We start from the raw sequence: 15065 nt of genomic DNA, 5'->3' as shown, positions 1-15065 counted from the left end.
GATCGCGGCGGACGCGCGCGCCCGCCACGATCCGCCTTGCGGCGAATCGCGATGTGGGAGAAAAGCGCGAAGGAAAGCGGCGTCTACTCGACGCGCCGCTCGGGGAAACGCCAGATCGCGAGGAGGCTCACGACGCCGGCGACGAGCAGATACCACGCGGGCGTCATCGGGTCGCCGGTGCGATGCAGCAGCCACGTCACGTTGAACTGCGCGAAGCCGCCGAAGATGGTCACGCCGAAGCTGTAAATCATCGCGAGCGCGGTGGCGCGCACGTGCTGCGGAAAGCCTTCCATGATGAGCAGGAAGAACGACGACGTGCCGAGCGTCGCGAGCCCCATCACCAGCACCACGATCACGATCAGCACTGGAATCGATGGCATCGTCAGGAGCGTCTTGAACGCCGGCACCACGCACAGCAGCGATGCGAACGAGGTGCCGAACACGAGCGGCTTGCGCCGCGGCAGACGGTCGATGATGAAGAGCCCGGCGGCGAGCGCAGCGACGAGCATCGTGAGACCGGACGCGCAGCCAGCGAGAAACGATGTCGCGACCGGCAGATGCAGCTCGCGCACCGCGTAACCCGGCATGTAGAAGACCATGATGTAGAGCATCGACGTCGGTCCGACGATCATCATCACGCCGAGCAGCAGCCGGCCGAGATGCGCGGTCAGCACTTCGCGCAGCGCGCTTTTTTCCCGTGCGCGCGGCTCGTGCGTTTCGTCGAGATGGCGGCGGATATACAGGCCGACCGGCCCGAGCAGCAGGCCGAACAGAAACGGCAGGCGCCAGCCCCACGCTTCGAGCGACGCCGGCGGCAGCGCGGCCGACAGCAGCGCGCCGGACAGCGCGCCGAGCAGGGCGGCGACGCCCTGGCTCATCATTTGAAAGCTCACCATGAAGCCGCGCTGCGACAGCGGGCCGGATTCCATCAGAAAAGTGGTCGCCGCTCCGATTTCGCCGCCCGCCGACAGGCCCTGCAGCAGCCGCCCGAGCACGACGCACACCGGCGCCGCGATGCCGATCCGCGCGTAAGTGGGCGTAAGCGCGATCATCGCGGTGCCGATCATCATCAGCGCGATGGTCAGGGTGAGCGCCGCCTTGCGGCCGTGCCGGTCCGCGTAACCGCCGATCAGGATGCCGCCGAGCGGCCGCATCACGAAGCCGACGCCGAAGGTCGCGAGCGCGAGCAGCATCGGTCCGGCTTCGGAATCGACGGGGAAGAAATTCTTCGCAATCAGGGCTGCGAAATAACTGAACACGGTAAAGTCGAACATCTCCAGCGCGTTGCCAGCCGATGTCGCGACGATGGTCTTCGCTCTGGAGCGGGATGTGCGCTCGCGCGCGGGCGCGGCCGTCCCGAGGGCGGGCGTGAGGTCTTGCATCACTGAGGTCTCCTTGTCATTCGCTCGATTTCGATGAGCGTCGGGCGATCATAGACGCGCCCCTATAATTCGAATAACCATAAATTCTTATGCTGATAAACGCTGGTTATCAGACGGAGACGCAGAACCATGAAGCTTCACCAGTTGCGCGCGCTGGTCGCGGTCGCGCGCGCGGGGACCATCCACGAAGGCGCGCGCCTCTTGTGCGTGACGCAGCCCGCCGTGACGCGCGCGCTGCGCGACCTGGAGGACGAAGTCGGCCTGACGCTGATCGCGCGCAGTTCGTCGGGCGTCACGCTCACCACCGAAGGCCGCCTGATGCTGCAGCGCGCGGAACTGATCGTCAACGAGATGCAGCGCACCGAGCACGAACTCGCCAGGCTGCGCGACGCGCGTCAGGGGCGCGTCGTGATCGGCATGACGCCGCTCGCGGGCTTCACCGTGCTGCCGCCGGCGTATCAGCGTTTTCGGGCCGCGTCGCCGGATGTCGCGCTGGAATTCGTCGAGTTCGATCCGCCGCAACTCGTCGAGCAGTTGAAAAACGGCACGCTGGATTTCGCGCTGGCGTCGGGCAGGCATGCGCGTGATTTCGCCGGATTGCGCTGCGTGGAACTGGCCACTTTTCCGATGTGGTTCGCGGTCAGCCGGCGCGGCGCGCTCGCGCACGCGACCTCGCTCGCCGAACTGAGCGACGCCGAGTGGCTGCACACCGGCCCGTCCGACGAATTCCGCGCCCTTCTCGCGACGCAGTTCGAGCGCGCAGGCCTCCCGCCGCCGCGCCGCGTGACGCGCTGCGCCTCGCAGACGCTGTATTACGGGCTCGCGCTCAACAGCGACGTGGTGACGTCGTGGACCCACCTCGCGCTGCGCGGCGAGGACGCGCTGGAGCAGCTGAAGACGCTCGATCTCATCGAACAGCCGCCCGCGCGCCGGCTCTTTCTGCTGTCGCGGCGCGACGCGGTGCTGACGGCATCGGCCGAACGGTTCGTCGAGTGCATCGAAGACGTGCTGGCGAAGCGCCGCAGCCGCGCGGCCGCGCTCAGTCCGGCTTAGTCACGTTCGCTTTGTTGCCCGCGAGGGGCGAGCCATAGCCGCCGCTGCTCGCGTTGTTCGGCAGGCCGTTGACGAGCTGGGCGCGCGGATCGCTGGGATTGAGGTTGAGTTCGCCGGCCTGCGCGTTGCCGTGCGTCGGATACTGGCTGCCGAGCGGCGCGTCCGGCATGAGCTTCGTGCTGTTCTGCGGCGCGTACATGTCGGTTTCGACGCTCGGATGCAACTGCGCGAGAGCCGAAGTAGCGGCAAAGACCGAGGCGAAAACGAATGCGATACGGGGCACTTTCATGGCGGACTCCTGCGAAGTCTCATTCAGTGTAGTCCGCGCGCGCAACGAAAATCGCCATTACCCTTTCGCCAACCAGTCCAGCGTTTGTTCGTTCGCGCCGCCTACTTCTTATGCTTCTTGAGCCTGGCCTTGCGTTTCGGCCGCTCGTCGATAATGCGCACGCGATGCTTGTCCTTCATCTTCTTCCACTGCTTGCATTCGTCCTTCGTGCGCAGGCAGCCGATGCATAAGCCGGTCTTCTCGTCGAACTTGCAGATACTGATGCAGGGTGAATCGACTGCCATGATGTCCTTTTCCAGTGTGCGGCGGCGATTGTCAATGTCGCATGGGCCGTACCCACGCATCCAACTGATAGTTTCGATCGCGCCGATAGACCGTCAACGCTCCCGTACTTACTCACCCTTGCAACGAATGCAGTAGAATTCGGCTCCCGAATAGTCTCACCTCATGGGCGACGGACGCTGTCCCGACGGCACGCGCCTTGCTTGAGCGTCCCTGCTCCCCGCACACAAAGCTGGCCGCGCCACGGCCGGCCTCATACCGAAAGCGAGCCGTTCCCATGCCGCAAGCACCCGGGCCGCGCCGGCCACCCGCGAAGATCCTGCCGCCCGAAGCGCCCGGCGTGCGCGCGCTGGCGTCGCTGGTGGCGGGCGTCATCATCATATGTGCGCTGTACTTCGGGCGCGCGGTCATGATCCCGATCATCCTCGCGATTCTGCTGAGCTTTCTGCTCGCGCCTTTCGTTGATTTCCTGCGGCGGCTGCGCCTCGGTCAGGTGCCGTCGGTGATGGTCGCGGTGGTGATCGCGCTGTCGGTGCTGACGGCGGTCGGCGCGCTGATCGGCGCGCAGGTCGCGCAGCTCGCGGGCGATCTGCCGAAGTATCAGGTCGCCGTCGAGCGCAAGATCGAAAACGTGCAGCGCATGACGGTCGGTCGCGCCGATGAGTTTCTCGGCCGCGCATCGCGTGCGTTGAAGCGCCTTTCGCCCGCGCGCGAGCAGGAGCCGAAGAACGAGGACAATCCGGCCGCGTCGCCGATCGATCAGCCGATGCCCGTCGAAGTGCACGAGCCCACGCCGACGCCGCTGGAGCTGGCGCAGCGCTTTCTGTCGCCCATCATCAGCCCGCTGGAAACCACCGGCATCGTGCTCGTGGTCGCGGTGTTCATCCTCCTGCAGCGCGAGGATCTGCGCGACCGCCTGATACGGCTGTTCGGCTCGCGCGACCTGCATCGCGCCACCACCGCGATGGACGAGGCCGCGCGGCGACTGTCGCGCTATTTCCTCGCGCAGCTCGGCATCAACATGAGTGTGGGCATCATCATTTCGATCGGGCTCGCGATCATCGGCGTGCCGGGCGCGCTGCTGTTCGGCGTGATGACCGCGCTGCTGCGTTTCGTGCCTTACGTCGGGACGTGGATCGCGGCGATCATCGCGGTCGTGTTCGCGGCGGCGGTCGGTCCCGGCTGGGCGATGCTCGTGTGGACCATCGTCCTGTTCGGCGTGACGGATATCGTCGCGGGTCAGGTCGTCGAGCCGCTGCTGTACGGACATAGCACCGGCCTGTCGCCGTTCGCGGTGATCGTCGCGGCGATCTTCTGGAGCTGGATCTGGGGGCCGATCGGCCTCGTGCTCTCGACGCCGCTCACGCTGTGCCTCGTGATTCTCGGCCGTCACGTCGACCGCCTCGAATTTCTCGATGTGCTGTTCGGCGACCGGCCCGCGCTCACGCCCGCCGAAAACTTCTATCAGCGCCTGCTCGCGAACGATCCCGACGAAGCGCTGGTGCAGGCCGAGACGCTGCTCAAGGAGCGCTCGCTGATCGCCTATTACGACGAAGTCGCGCTCGAAGGCCTGCGCTACGCCCACAACGACGTGCTGCGCGGCGTCGTGACGGCGGATCAGTTGCGGCGCATCAACGAATCGGCGCTCGACATCATCGAAGGGCTGGAAGATGCCGACGATACCGCCGTGAGCATCGAGCGCAGGGACACGCCGCCCGCCAGCCTCGATTCTCCCGACGATGCCTCGAACCTCGCGCACGAAACGCCGCCCGCGCGCTTCGACGCCGAGCAGGAAGGGCATACGGCGTCGGTGCTGTGCATCGCGGGCCGCAGCGAACTGGACGATCTCGCGGCGACCATCGCCGTGCAGCTCTTTCGCAAGCACGGCCTGTACGCGGACCTCGCGGGCTACGAGCGGTTCTCGCGCGGACGCTTCAGCGAAGTGGATCTCGCGGGTGTGTCGATCATCTGCGTGGTGTCGTTCGATGCGGCCGAGTCGCCGCCGTATCTGCGCAATCTGCTGCGACGCCTGCATCAAAGGGCGTCGTCGGCGGAACTGATCGTCGGGCTGGTGTTTCCCGAAAGCCCGCTGCAAGGCGAAGTGCTGGTGCGAACGAGTTCGGCGGCGGTGTCGTTCAAGGAGCTGGTCGACGCCTGCGTGGCCGCCGCGCGACGCCAGTCCACCGACGGCGTGCCGTGGGCGGGTCTCAGCGACGCGGGCGCCGAAGCCGCGCTGAATGGCCCGGGCGAGAACGTGCCCGAACTGCGTAACGCATGAGGCGAAGCGCTCAGCGGTTGCCGTCGAACAGATCGTTGAGCATGGTGTCGAAGGCCGCCTGCGCGTCTTCGAGTTCCTGGAGCGCGGCGTCGAAGGTCTGCAGCGCGATCTGCGACGGGCGGCCGTCGCCTTCGGGCGGAAACTGCGTCTGCAGCGCGAGGAAGGCGGACTGAACCTGGCGGGTCGCGTTGACGATACGTTCCATCGCTCGCGCTTCTTCCGCGCGATTGTTCTCAGCGGTCATCGGAGACACTCCTTGTGGGCAATGCTCCGATAGTACCAAGCGATGCGTGACTTCAGGCAGCGCGCGTTCAGGCCTTCGCGACGGTGAAAAGCCGCACGGCTTCATCGAGCACGACGGCGCGCTCCGCGAGGCGCTTGGCGGTGGCCGCCGCCTGCTCGACGAGCGCGGCGTTCTGCTGGGTCGAATCGTCGAGATGGGCGACCGCCTGATTCACCTGCGCGATGCCGTCGGCCTGTTCGCCGCTCGCCTTCGCGACTTCCATGATGATCGTCGATACGCGGTTCACCGCTTCGTCGATCGCGCGCATCTGGCTCGTCGTGCGCGTGACGAGGCTCGTGCCTTGCGCGATCTGCGCGACGCTCGTCGCCACCACGCCCTCGATTTCCTTAGCCGAAGCCGCGCAGCGCTGCGCCAGATTGCGCACTTCGGTCGCGACCACCGCGAACGAGCGGCCCGCCTCGCCCGCCCGCGCCGCCTCGACGGCCGCATTCAGGGCGAGGATATTGGTCTGGAACGCAATGCCGTCGATGACGTCGGTGATATCGGCGATGCGCCGCGACGCCGCCGTGATGCCCGCCATCGTCTGCTCGACCTGACTCGCGATGCGCGCGCCGTCGTCGGCCGCGGCCTGCGCTTCCTTCACGAGTTCGAGCGCGCGCACGGTTGCGTCGGCGTTGCCTTGCACGGTCGTGGTGAGCTGATCCATCGTCGCGGCGGTCTGTTCGAGCGAGGCGGCCTGCATTTCGGTGCGGCGCGACAGGTCCGTGTTGCCGCTCGAAATCTCGTTGGCGGCGTCGAGCATGCCGCCGATCTGGCCGCGCACGTCGAAGACGATCGCCGCGAGATTCGCCTTCAACTGGCCGAGCGCGCGCTGCACGTCGCCGAGATCGTCGTGGCGCGCGTCGGGCATGTCGACGGTCAGATCGCCGGCGGCCATGCGCGCGGCGAAGCCGGACATCGTGCGCACGGGGGCATCCACCTGACGCGACAGCGCGATCCATCCCGCGAGACTCACGGCCGAACTCACGCCGAGCGCGATCCAGAACGGCAGCGGCGGCGCGCCGCGCCAGCCGGCCAGCGCCGCGATCAACGCGGTGACGGGCGCGGCGGCGAACGCCGTGCCGAGACGCGCGCTCACCGGCATGTGCGCGAGCGCCGCGAGCCTGCCCGCGAGACCATGCTTCACGAGCGCGCCGCGCACGAGTTTGTGCGATGCGTGGCCGGCCTTCATCTGCGCATAGAGCGCGGTCGCCTCGCGCACTTCGTCATGCGTCGGCTTCACGCGCACCGAGAGATAGCCGACGACCTTGCCGTGCTCCATCACCGGCGTGACGTTCGCGCGCACCCAGTAGTGATCGCCGTTCTTGCGGCGGTTCTTGACGAGCGCGGTCCACGGCCGGCCGGCGCGCACCGTCGCCCAGAGATCGGCGAAGGCCTCGCGCGGCATGTCGGGGTGCCGGATGATGTTGTGCGGCTGCCCGATCAGCTCCTCGCGCGAGAAGCCGGACACCGACACGAACGCCGGATTGCAGTACTGGATGTTGCCGGAGAGATCGGTGGCGGAGACGAGCATCTCCGAGGCGGGAAATTCGAACGCTTGCTGGGTGACGGGTTGGTTGTTGCGCATGATGTCCTTGGCTCTGTCGATGCGCGCGCCGCCTGATCGACAGGCGGCGCGCTTCGAATTACAAGGACATAACGGACGAAACCCCCACGATCTTTAGGGGAATCCGAGCAAAACGCTCAAGTGCGGCGGAATGCCGCCGATAGAGTCGGCCTGCCTTACTGCGCGCTCCATCCCCCGTCGATCTGCAGGGCCGAGCCGCGCATTTCGCTGGCGGCGTCGGAGCAGAGGAATACAGCCATGTCGCCGATCTGCTGCGCCGTCACGAACTGCGCGGACGGTTGCTTGTCGCCGAGCAGCTTGGTGCGGGCGGCGTCGGGCGTGAGCGAATCGCGCGCGGCGAGATCGTCGATCTGCTTTTGCACGAGCGGCGTGAGCACGAAGCCCGGGCAGATTGCGTTGACGGTCACGCCGGTGCGGGCGTTTTCGAGCGCAGCGACTTTCGTGAGGCCGAGAATGCCGTGCTTCGCGGCGACATAAGCCGACTTGCCCGCCGAGCCGACGAGCCCATGCACCGACGCGATGTTGATCACGCGGCCCCAGTTGCGGGCGCGCATCTGCGGCAGCGCGACGCGCATCGTGTGGAACGCCGAGCTCAGATTGATGGCGATGATCGCGTCCCAGCGATCGACCGGGAATTCGTCGATGGTCGCGACGTGCTGGATGCCCGCGTTGTTCACAAGGATATCGACGGCGCCGAATTGTTCATGCGCGAAGGCGATCATCGCTTCGATCTCTTGCGGTTTGGTCATGTCGGCGGGGTGGTGCACGGCTTTCGCGCCGGTCGCTTCGATCTGCTTCAGGGCGGCGTCGACATCGCCGAAGCCGTTGAGCACGAGGTTCGCGCCGGCCTGTGCGAGCGCGGTGGCGATGCCGAGGCCGATGCCGCTCGTCGAGCCGGTGACGAGTGCCGTCTTTCCAGTGAGCGATTGGTTCGATGCGGGTTGGGTCATGGGCGGCTTTCTTTCCAAGTGGTTTGGGTTTTCTTGAGGCCATTGCGTGGCCCGGCGTTTTGGTTGGTCTTGCTCTGGTTGAGAGTTTGGCTTGACGGTTGTGGGCGCGTAATTAGGGTTGCCGATGGGTTTTTTTCTCGCCGGATCCCGTTTTCGCGTTGGTCTATAAGCGTTGCCCCTGTGCGGGGCGGCAGTCACTTTCTTTGCTGCTGCAAAGAAAGTAACCAAAGAAAGCAGCTTTCCCCATCCGGAACGCTTCAAGCCGGCCGCGGCACAGGCGAACCCTTAGGGCACAGCAGTAGCGAGTGCCCTCGTAGGTCTAACCGGGCGTGGACCGCGCACGGTCTGCCACATCGCACCACGGAACAGACTGGTTCAGCACGAAATAGCTCCGGCCCGCTGCGCGGCCGACCGCTCAATCGGGAATGCGCGTGCGTCCCGCTGGTTTCCCTTGCATACCCAACGGCAGCGCGTAGCGCTGTGCCGGAACTCTTTCGTGCTGAACCAGCGCGCTGAAACGAGTAGCGTGTCAGACCGTGCGCGGTCCACGCCCGAGGTGACCTATGAGGGCACTCGCTACGGCTGTGCCCGAAACGATCGCCTGTGCCGCGGCCGGCATGAAGCGTTCCGGATGGGAAAAGCTGCTTTCTTTGCCTACTTTCTTTGCAGCAGCAAAGAAAGTAGGTGCCGCCCCGCACAGGGGCAACGCTAACCAACCGACACGAAAACGGGATCCGGCGAGAAACAAGGCTAGCGGCAAAAAAGCGTCAAACGATGCCCGTCAGGTAATAGACCGTGATGACGAAGAACACAGCCAACGTCTTGATGATCGTCACCGCGAAAATGTCCTTGTACGATTCGCGGTGCGTAAGCCCGGTCACCGCGAGCAGCGTAATGACGGCGCCATTGTGCGGCAACGTATCCATACCGCCGGAAGCCATCGCCACCACCCGATGCAGGACTTCAAGCGGAATATGCGCCGCCTGAGCACCGGCGATGAACGTATCGGACATCGCCGCCAGCGCGATACTCATGCCGCCCGACGCCGAGCCCGTAATCCCCGCCAGCGCGCTGACCGAAATGGCCGCATTGACGAGCGGGTTCGGAATGCTCTTCAGCGCATCGCTGACCACGAGAAAGCCCGGCAGTGCCGCGATCACGCCACCGAAGCCATATTCGGAAGCCGTGTTCATCGCAGCGAGCAGCGCGCCCGCGACAGCCGCACGCGTCCCCACCGCAAACCGCTCCTTCACACGCGAGAACGCCGTCAGCAAAACGAGCACGATGCCCAGCAACAGCGCACCTTCGACCGCCCAGATCGCAACCACGGTCTTGACCGCAGTCGTAACCGGCGCATGCACGCCCGGCAGCACTTCCGGCGGCACCGTATAGCTCGCGCCATACCACGTCGGAATCCACTTGGTCAGCGCGAAATTCGCGACGCCCACGAGAATCAACGGCGCGATCGCGAGCAACGGATTCGGCAGCGACGTCGATTCGACGCGCTCCGGCTCGTTGACGAGCGACGTGCCGTAACCCTCACCCTTGGCCATCGCCGAGCGGCGGCGCCATTCGAGGAACGTCAGCCCCACCACGATGATGAACAGCGAGCCGATCACGCCGAGCCACGGCGCGGCCCAGCCGGTCGTCTTGAAGAACGTCGTCGGGATGATGTTCTGGATCTGCGGCGTGCCCGGCAGCGAATCCATCGTGAATGAGAACGCGCCCAGCGCGATCGCGCCCGGCATCAGGCGCTTCGGAATATTGCTCTGGCGATACATCTCGGCCGCGAACGGATACACCGCGAACACGACGACGAACAGCGACACGCCGCCATAGGTGAGCAGCGCGCACACCGCGACGATCACCGCATTCACGCGCGACTTGCCGATGTAGCGAATGGCCGCGGCGACGATCGACTCGGAGAAGCCCGACAGTTCGATGACCTTGCCGAACACCGCGCCGAGCAGGAACACGGGAAAGTAGAGCTTCACGAAGCCGACCATCTTCTCCATGAAGATGCCGGAAAAGACCGGCGCGACGGCGGCGGGATCGGTGAGCAGGACCGCCGCGAGGGCCGCGATCGGCGCAAAAAGAATGACGCTGTAACCGCGATACGCGGCAAGCATCAGGAACGCCAGGGCGGCGAGCACGATGAGGAACGACATTGAGTCTCCAGGAGTGGTTTGTTCTTCGAAACGTTCGCGCGCTTCTTCTGGAAGCGCTTCGGCGCGGGGTACGCACCGCGCGGGCGGAATGCAGGTTCCGTGCCAACACGCTGAAACCCATGCCGGACGGGCATCGGGCAATCATGCCACTAAAACGTTTCAACCGGATGTCTCGAAATGGAGACGATCCGGCTAGCGCGAAAGTGCCCAAATCCCTTTTGCAACCTAGTGCAGATGCGGATATCCGGCGCGTCTCAGAATTGAGATATTCGGTCTCGAAAAAGAGAAAACGGAGATTCTGGCCTCATGCGCAACGACTGGATCAACGTCCCGGTGGACTACAGCGACGTCATGCGCCGCGCGATGGAGTCGCTATTCAAGACCTTCGAGAATCTGAGCGAAGGCACGTTCATCGTCGATGCGGACGCGCGCGTCGTCTGGATCAACAAACGCTACGCGGCGCGCTTTGGATTCGACGATCCGCTCGACGCGATCGGCCTCGACTGCGAAACGGTGATCCCGAACAGCCTGATGCGCGAAGTCGTCGCGACGGGCAAGCCGATCCTGCTCGACGTGCTCGAAACGGACCGCGAGCCGCTCGTCGTCACGCGTTTGCCGCTCAAGGACGAGTCGGGCGCGATCATCGGCGGGATCGGCTTTGCGCTCTTCGACGAAATGAAGGCGCTTACGCCGCTTTTCGCGCATTACTCGCGCGTGCAGCAGGAGCTGATCGCCACGCGTCAGTCGCTCGCGCAGGCGCGCCGCGCGAAGTACACGTTTTCGAGCTTCGTCGGCACCAGCCCGGCCAGCCTCGAAGTGAAGCGGCAGGCCCGGCGCGCGGCGCTCGTCGATTCGCCGGTGCTGCTGCTTGGCGAAACCGGCACCGGCAAGGAACTGCTCGCGCATTCGATCCACGGCGCATCGACGCGCGCGGGCAAGCCGCTCGTTACGGTGAACGTCGCGGCGATTCCCGACACGCTGCTCGAAGTCGAGTTCTTCGGCGCGGCGGCGGGCGCTTACACGGGCGCGGAGCGCAAGGGCCGCGTCGGCAAGTTCGAATTGGCCGACGGCGGCACGCTCTTTCTCGATGAAATCGGCGACATGCCGCTGCCGCTTCAGGGCAAGCTGCTGCGCGTGCTGCAGGACAAGGAATTCGAGCCGCTCGGCTCGAATCGCATCGTGCGCGCGGACGTGCGCATCATCGCGGCGACGTCCGCCGATCTGCCCGCGCTCGTCGCATCGGGACGTTTTCGCGCGGATCTGTTCTATCGGCTGAACGTGCTGACGATTCACGCGCCGCCCTTGCGCGAACGCCTCGCCGATATCGAAGCGCTCGCCTACGCGATCCTCGAAGACCTGTCGGCCGATACGCGGCCGGGGCATGTCGGCCATTTCGTGCTGCACAAGGACGGCTTGCGGCTGCTCGAAGCGTATTCGTGGCCGGGCAACGTCCGCGAGCTGCGCAACACGCTCGAGCGCGCGCTGATGCTGTCGGAGACCGAACACATCGACGCCCGCGCGCTGAGCGCGTTCATCGACGCGGGGCGCGTCGCGATCGCGGCGCAGGCGGAACCGGTCGCGCAGGAAGGCGACGCTGCGCCTGACGTGTCCTACGCGGATGCGCTGGCCGACTTCGAAAAGCGCTTTCTCTCCGATGCGCTGCGCGCGGCCGGCGGGCGCGTGGCCGATGCGGCGGAGAAAATCGGCATCGGGCGGGCGACGCTGTACAAGAAGATCGCCGCGCTCGGAATCGCTGTCTGAGGGCTTTTGCGACAAGTCAAATCGACACGAAAGCTTCGCGTGGCATACTCCCGAAATCGAAAATAACAACCAAGAATCAAGGGGTAACGGATGAAAAGCGGGATGAAGCTCGGCAAGGCGACAGGCCTTTCAGTCATGCTTGTGGGCAGCGCGTGGGCGCTCGCCGGATGCAGCAGCGCGCCGCCGCTTTTCTCCAACGACGGACGTCCGACCCAGCAGATCCAGTGCCCCGCTTACGGCGGCTGGCGCAACTGCACGGACAACGCGAAAGCGCTCTGTCCGAGCGGCTATGACGTGCTCGATCAGTCGACCGAGAACAATCAGAACGCGCTGCTCGTCGCCTGCAAGGGAAGCTGACGGCGTGTTGGTTAACTTTGCTGCGTCTCGCGCAGCATCGTGACGTCGTAGCCGAGCGCGCGCGCGCGCTCGATCAGCGCGCGGCGCAACTCCGCCGAAGGTTTCGCCTCGCGCGTCAGAATCCACAGATAGCGCCCGCTCGGTTCGCCGACGATGGACCATGTGTAGTCGTCGGCGTGATCGAGAATCCAGTAGTCGCCGATATAGAACGGCCCGAAGAACGACACCTTCAGCTTGGTCCCGTTCGATCCCGGGACGATCTTCGCGCGCCCTTCCGCCGACCGGTACGGGCCGCTCACGCCGCCTTGCCTGCATGCGTTCACGACGGAGACGAGGCCGTCCTCGCGACGCGCGTAATTCGCCGTGACGCCTTCGCAATTGCGCTCGAAGCGGTTTTCGTAACGCGCGAACTCGTGCCAGTGACCGAGATAGCGATCGAGATCGACGGCCTTCGAAGGTTCCGGCACATGGTCGTTGCCGCTCTTGCGCGCGCCATTCGACGCACACGCGGCAAGCGCTGCAATGCCGCCGATCAACGCCAGCGCGGCGGCGCTGTATGCCCAGGATCGTCCGATTTTCATGTTGCGTGAAAGTGAGATATGCGAAGGCAGACGGATCAGCAAGCTTCGTTCCGTCCGCACGCGGCTCCCGAATTTGCTCACCTTTGGACTGTTTTCCGGACGCGCGCGAGAACCGGCGTGAGGCGCAAGTGGCTGTCCTGATTGGGTTTTGTTTTGCAGGTGCGAGCGGAAAGCGCGCCGTTCGCCGCACTCCCGCATCACCTCACCTTTAAACGCTTTCGTCCGTCGAGCGCAACATGGCGCAGCGCCCGCCGCTATTGGCGGGGTGCAAACACTCTGATGCGCCGCAACGAGCGGACGGGAATCTAATACGTTTAAGAACAATGGCTTGCACCATCCAGTTAACGATGTGACTTAGGTCGCCTCCTTGTTTGGCGATCCGTACGATTCACCAAAGAGTGAGCAGCTTGTGTATCGGGCGGCTCACCGTCGCGCGACTCCCGAAACGTCTCACCTTTTTGACCCGGGGTATCCTCTCGCTCTTTCTTCGTTCCATCCAAGAGCTGCTGCCTCATGCCTTCGCCGGTTGACTTGCCTCACCCATTCGCATCGCTGCCTTCGCTGCTCGCTCCGCTGTTCACGATCATCCTTCCCGTTTTCGGTCTCATCTTCGCTGGCTACGCCTGCCGCAAGCTGAACACGCTCGGACCCAACGCGGCGTCCGAACTGAACCGGTTCGTCGTTTATCTGGCGCTGCCCGCGCTGCTCTTCGACATCATGGCGAAGACGCCGTGGAGCATGCTCGATCAGCCCGCGTTCATCGCCGCGTTCGGCATCGGCTCGGCGGCGATCTTTCTGCTGACGCTCGCCGTGCGCCTGATGCAGTCGCGTCATCTCGCCGATGCCAGTATCGACGGACTGAACGCGGCGTATCCGAACACCGGTTTCGTCGGTCTGCCGCTTTGTCTGCTGGCGTTCGGCAAGGCGAGTCTCGCGCCCGCCGTGATCGCGACGATCATCACCGTGTGCGTGCTGTTCGCGGTGGCGATCGTGTTGATCGAACTCGGACTGCAGACCGAGAAGCACATCGGCGCGACGCTCGCGCACGTGGCGAAATCGCTCGCGAAGAATCCGCTGCTGGTCGCGCCGCTCGCGGGCGCATTGCTGAGCGGTTCGGGCGCGCGCGTACCGGAAGGCGCAGAGGCGCTGCTCAAGCTGCTGGGCGGCGCGGCGAGTCCCTGCGCGCTGGTCGCGCTCGGCCTCTTTCTCGGCGCGAAAGGCGAAGCGCGCGACTTCAGGACGACGAGCGCGCTCGTGAGCCTCAAGCTCGTCGCGCAGCCGCTTCTGACGTGGTGGCTGGCGTTCCATCTGTTCGGCCTGCCGCCGCTGTGGGCGAAGACCGCCGTGATTCTCAGCGCGTTGCCGACCGGCACCGGCCCGTTCATGCTCGCGGAGTTTTATCGGCGCGAGGGCGGCGTGACGTCGAGCACGATTCTGTTTTCGACGGTGATATCGCTCGTCACGGTCACGTTCTCCCTGACGACGATGCTCTGAGCGCACAAAAAAACGCCCGGCGCGAGCGCGTCGGGCGTAACCACCTTCTGTTCGACGGTGGAGGAGGGCCAGTTGAGACTGCTGCCTCTGATTCTTCGACCTGCTTGCTGCTTACCGCGAACTGCCGTCGTTGCGCATGTCGGCGCGCAGTTGCGCATGCCGTTCCTGATACGGGCGCAATTGCGGATAGCTCAGCGAATTGACGGCGTCGAGATCGCCTGCGCTACGCGCGGTGGCGAGTTCCGCCTTCACTTCCGCGCGTGACTTTCCGACGAACGTCGATTGGGCGAAAGCCGGCGCGGTGGCGAGAAGCGCGGACAGAACCAGACCGCCGATCAGCATGTTTTTCATGGGAAATCTCCGTGATGCGTGTGCGTCGGGGCCGACGCTTGAGATGCAGTCTAGGAGGAATCCTATTGGGCAGAAATACCGATTGAGCCAACACATTGTTGTCGAGACTGGTTGAATGCTGGCCCGCGATGCTCAGTCCCGGTGCGATCGAACGCCACATCCGTGGGCGTCATGTTTCGTTTACGTATCAAAAACTAAACGGAATGGGACTTACCCTCGACTTATCCACAGATTCTGTGGATAACCAT

The 15065-nt window shown here is 64.8% G+C and carries 14 protein-coding genes; 5 read left to right on the top strand and 9 right to left on the bottom strand.

All coding sequences use genetic code 11. The features are described 5' to 3' along the window. Nucleotides 1-83: 83 nt before the first annotated feature. Nucleotides 84-1382 carry an MFS transporter gene (locus AWB80_RS12895; protein ID WP_061175057.1) on the bottom strand — a complete coding sequence of 433 codons (1299 nt, stop codon included), beginning with the start codon at nt 1380-1382 and terminating at the stop codon, nt 84-86. Nucleotides 1383-1511: 129 nt separating this feature from the next. Between AWB80_RS12895 and AWB80_RS12890 the strand changes: the two genes are divergently transcribed. Next, nucleotides 1512-2435, top strand: a complete 924-nt coding sequence (locus AWB80_RS12890) for a LysR family transcriptional regulator (protein ID WP_061175056.1) — start codon at nt 1512-1514, stop codon at nt 2433-2435. On the opposite strand, the gene AWB80_RS12885 is transcribed toward AWB80_RS12890, so the two are convergent. Then, entirely contained in the window at nt 2422-2724 is a 303-nt protein-coding gene (locus AWB80_RS12885) for a hypothetical protein (RefSeq protein WP_061175055.1), read from the bottom strand. The genes AWB80_RS12890 and AWB80_RS12885 overlap by 14 nt on opposite strands. A gap of 101 nt (nt 2725-2825) precedes the next feature. After that, nucleotides 2826-3008: a DUF1289 domain-containing protein gene (locus tag AWB80_RS12880; protein ID WP_061175054.1), complete on the bottom strand. Its 183-nt coding sequence runs from the start codon at nt 3006-3008 to the stop codon at nt 2826-2828. Between the two features lie 275 nt (nt 3009-3283). On the opposite strand from AWB80_RS12880, the gene AWB80_RS12875 reads away from it, so the two are divergent. Next, complete coding sequence (locus tag AWB80_RS12875; protein WP_061175053.1) at nt 3284-5284, top strand: AI-2E family transporter; 2001 nt, start codon at nt 3284-3286, stop codon at nt 5282-5284. Between the two features lie 10 nt (nt 5285-5294). Here AWB80_RS12875 and AWB80_RS12870 read toward each other — a convergent pair whose 3' ends face one another. From AWB80_RS12870 to AWB80_RS12855, 4 genes are all read right to left on the bottom strand, one after another. Next, nucleotides 5295-5528 carry a hypothetical protein gene (locus AWB80_RS12870; protein WP_061175052.1) on the bottom strand — a complete coding sequence of 78 codons (234 nt, stop codon included), beginning with the start codon at nt 5526-5528 and terminating at the stop codon, nt 5295-5297. Between the two features lie 67 nt (nt 5529-5595). Then, nucleotides 5596-7155, bottom strand: coding sequence for a methyl-accepting chemotaxis protein (locus AWB80_RS12865; protein ID WP_061175051.1), 1560 nt, complete (start codon nt 7153-7155; stop codon nt 5596-5598). A gap of 155 nt (nt 7156-7310) precedes the next feature. Then, entirely contained in the window at nt 7311-8105 is a 795-nt protein-coding gene (locus AWB80_RS12860) for a 3-hydroxybutyrate dehydrogenase (protein WP_061175050.1), read from the bottom strand. Nucleotides 8106-8872: 767 nt separating this feature from the next. After that, entirely contained in the window at nt 8873-10273 is a 1401-nt protein-coding gene (locus AWB80_RS12855; RefSeq protein WP_061175049.1) for a GntP family permease, read from the bottom strand. Nucleotides 10274-10579: 306 nt separating this feature from the next. Here AWB80_RS12855 and AWB80_RS12850 point away from each other — a divergent pair, with 306 nt between their 5' ends. Together AWB80_RS12850 and AWB80_RS12845 are read left to right on the top strand one after the other, a co-directional pair. Then, on the top strand, nt 10580-12034 hold the full coding sequence (locus AWB80_RS12850; RefSeq protein ID WP_061175048.1) for a sigma-54 interaction domain-containing protein: 1455 nt from the start codon (nt 10580-10582) through the stop codon (nt 12032-12034). Between the two features lie 102 nt (nt 12035-12136). After that, nucleotides 12137-12391 carry a hypothetical protein gene (locus tag AWB80_RS12845; protein WP_244206489.1) on the top strand — a complete coding sequence of 85 codons (255 nt, stop codon included), beginning with the start codon at nt 12137-12139 and terminating at the stop codon, nt 12389-12391. An 11-nt stretch (nt 12392-12402) separates the two neighbouring features. On the opposite strand, the gene AWB80_RS12840 is transcribed toward AWB80_RS12845, so the two are convergent. After that, on the bottom strand, nt 12403-12972 hold the full coding sequence (locus tag AWB80_RS12840) for a lipocalin family protein (RefSeq protein ID WP_061175047.1): 570 nt from the start codon (nt 12970-12972) through the stop codon (nt 12403-12405). Nucleotides 12973-13533: 561 nt separating this feature from the next. Between AWB80_RS12840 and AWB80_RS12835 the strand changes: the two genes are divergently transcribed. After that, nucleotides 13534-14466 carry an AEC family transporter gene (locus AWB80_RS12835; RefSeq protein ID WP_087131258.1) on the top strand — a complete coding sequence of 311 codons (933 nt, stop codon included), beginning with the start codon at nt 13534-13536 and terminating at the stop codon, nt 14464-14466. Nucleotides 14467-14577: 111 nt separating this feature from the next. On the opposite strand, the gene AWB80_RS12830 is transcribed toward AWB80_RS12835, so the two are convergent. Then, the gene (locus AWB80_RS12830) at nt 14578-14817 is read right to left on the bottom strand and encodes a DUF4148 domain-containing protein (protein WP_061175046.1); all 240 of its coding nucleotides are present in this window, start codon (nt 14815-14817) and stop codon (nt 14578-14580) included. Nucleotides 14818-15065 lie beyond the last annotated feature (248 nt).

The sequence above is a fragment of the Caballeronia pedi genome (genome assembly GCF_001544915.2).
In the GTDB taxonomy this organism is placed as follows: Bacteria; Pseudomonadota; Gammaproteobacteria; order Burkholderiales; family Burkholderiaceae; genus Caballeronia; species Caballeronia pedi.
The sequence above is the reverse complement of the archived record's forward strand: the minus strand, read 5'-3'. Positions and strand labels throughout refer to the sequence as shown.

What these genes read in the sequence shown, in the direction of transcription:
- AWB80_RS12845 (WP_244206489.1), top strand. Translation starts at nt 12,137, where the DNA reads ATGAAGCTCGGCAAGGCGACAGGCCTTTCAGTCATGCTTGTGGGCAGC.
- AWB80_RS12865 (WP_061175051.1), bottom strand. Translation starts at nt 7,155, where the DNA reads ATGCGCAACAACCAACCCGTCACCCAGCAAGCGTTCGAATTTCCCGCC.
- AWB80_RS12890 (WP_061175056.1), top strand. Translation starts at nt 1,512, where the DNA reads ATGAAGCTTCACCAGTTGCGCGCGCTGGTCGCGGTCGCGCGCGCGGGG.
- AWB80_RS12855 (WP_061175049.1), bottom strand. Translation starts at nt 10,273, where the DNA reads ATGTCGTTCCTCATCGTGCTCGCCGCCCTGGCGTTCCTGATGCTTGCC.
- AWB80_RS12870 (WP_061175052.1), bottom strand. Translation starts at nt 5,528, where the DNA reads ATGACCGCTGAGAACAATCGCGCGGAAGAAGCGCGAGCGATGGAACGT.
- AWB80_RS12840 (WP_061175047.1), bottom strand. Translation starts at nt 12,972, where the DNA reads ATGAAAATCGGACGATCCTGGGCATACAGCGCCGCCGCGCTGGCGTTG.
- AWB80_RS12875 (WP_061175053.1), top strand. Translation starts at nt 3,284, where the DNA reads ATGCCGCAAGCACCCGGGCCGCGCCGGCCACCCGCGAAGATCCTGCCG.
- AWB80_RS12895 (WP_061175057.1), bottom strand. Translation starts at nt 1,382, where the DNA reads ATGCAAGACCTCACGCCCGCCCTCGGGACGGCCGCGCCCGCGCGCGAG.
- AWB80_RS12850 (WP_061175048.1), top strand. Translation starts at nt 10,580, where the DNA reads ATGCGCAACGACTGGATCAACGTCCCGGTGGACTACAGCGACGTCATG.
- AWB80_RS12830 (WP_061175046.1), bottom strand. Translation starts at nt 14,817, where the DNA reads ATGAAAAACATGCTGATCGGCGGTCTGGTTCTGTCCGCGCTTCTCGCC.
- AWB80_RS12860 (WP_061175050.1), bottom strand. Translation starts at nt 8,105, where the DNA reads ATGACCCAACCCGCATCGAACCAATCGCTCACTGGAAAGACGGCACTC.
- AWB80_RS12885 (WP_061175055.1), bottom strand. Translation starts at nt 2,724, where the DNA reads ATGAAAGTGCCCCGTATCGCATTCGTTTTCGCCTCGGTCTTTGCCGCT.
- AWB80_RS12880 (WP_061175054.1), bottom strand. Translation starts at nt 3,008, where the DNA reads ATGGCAGTCGATTCACCCTGCATCAGTATCTGCAAGTTCGACGAGAAG.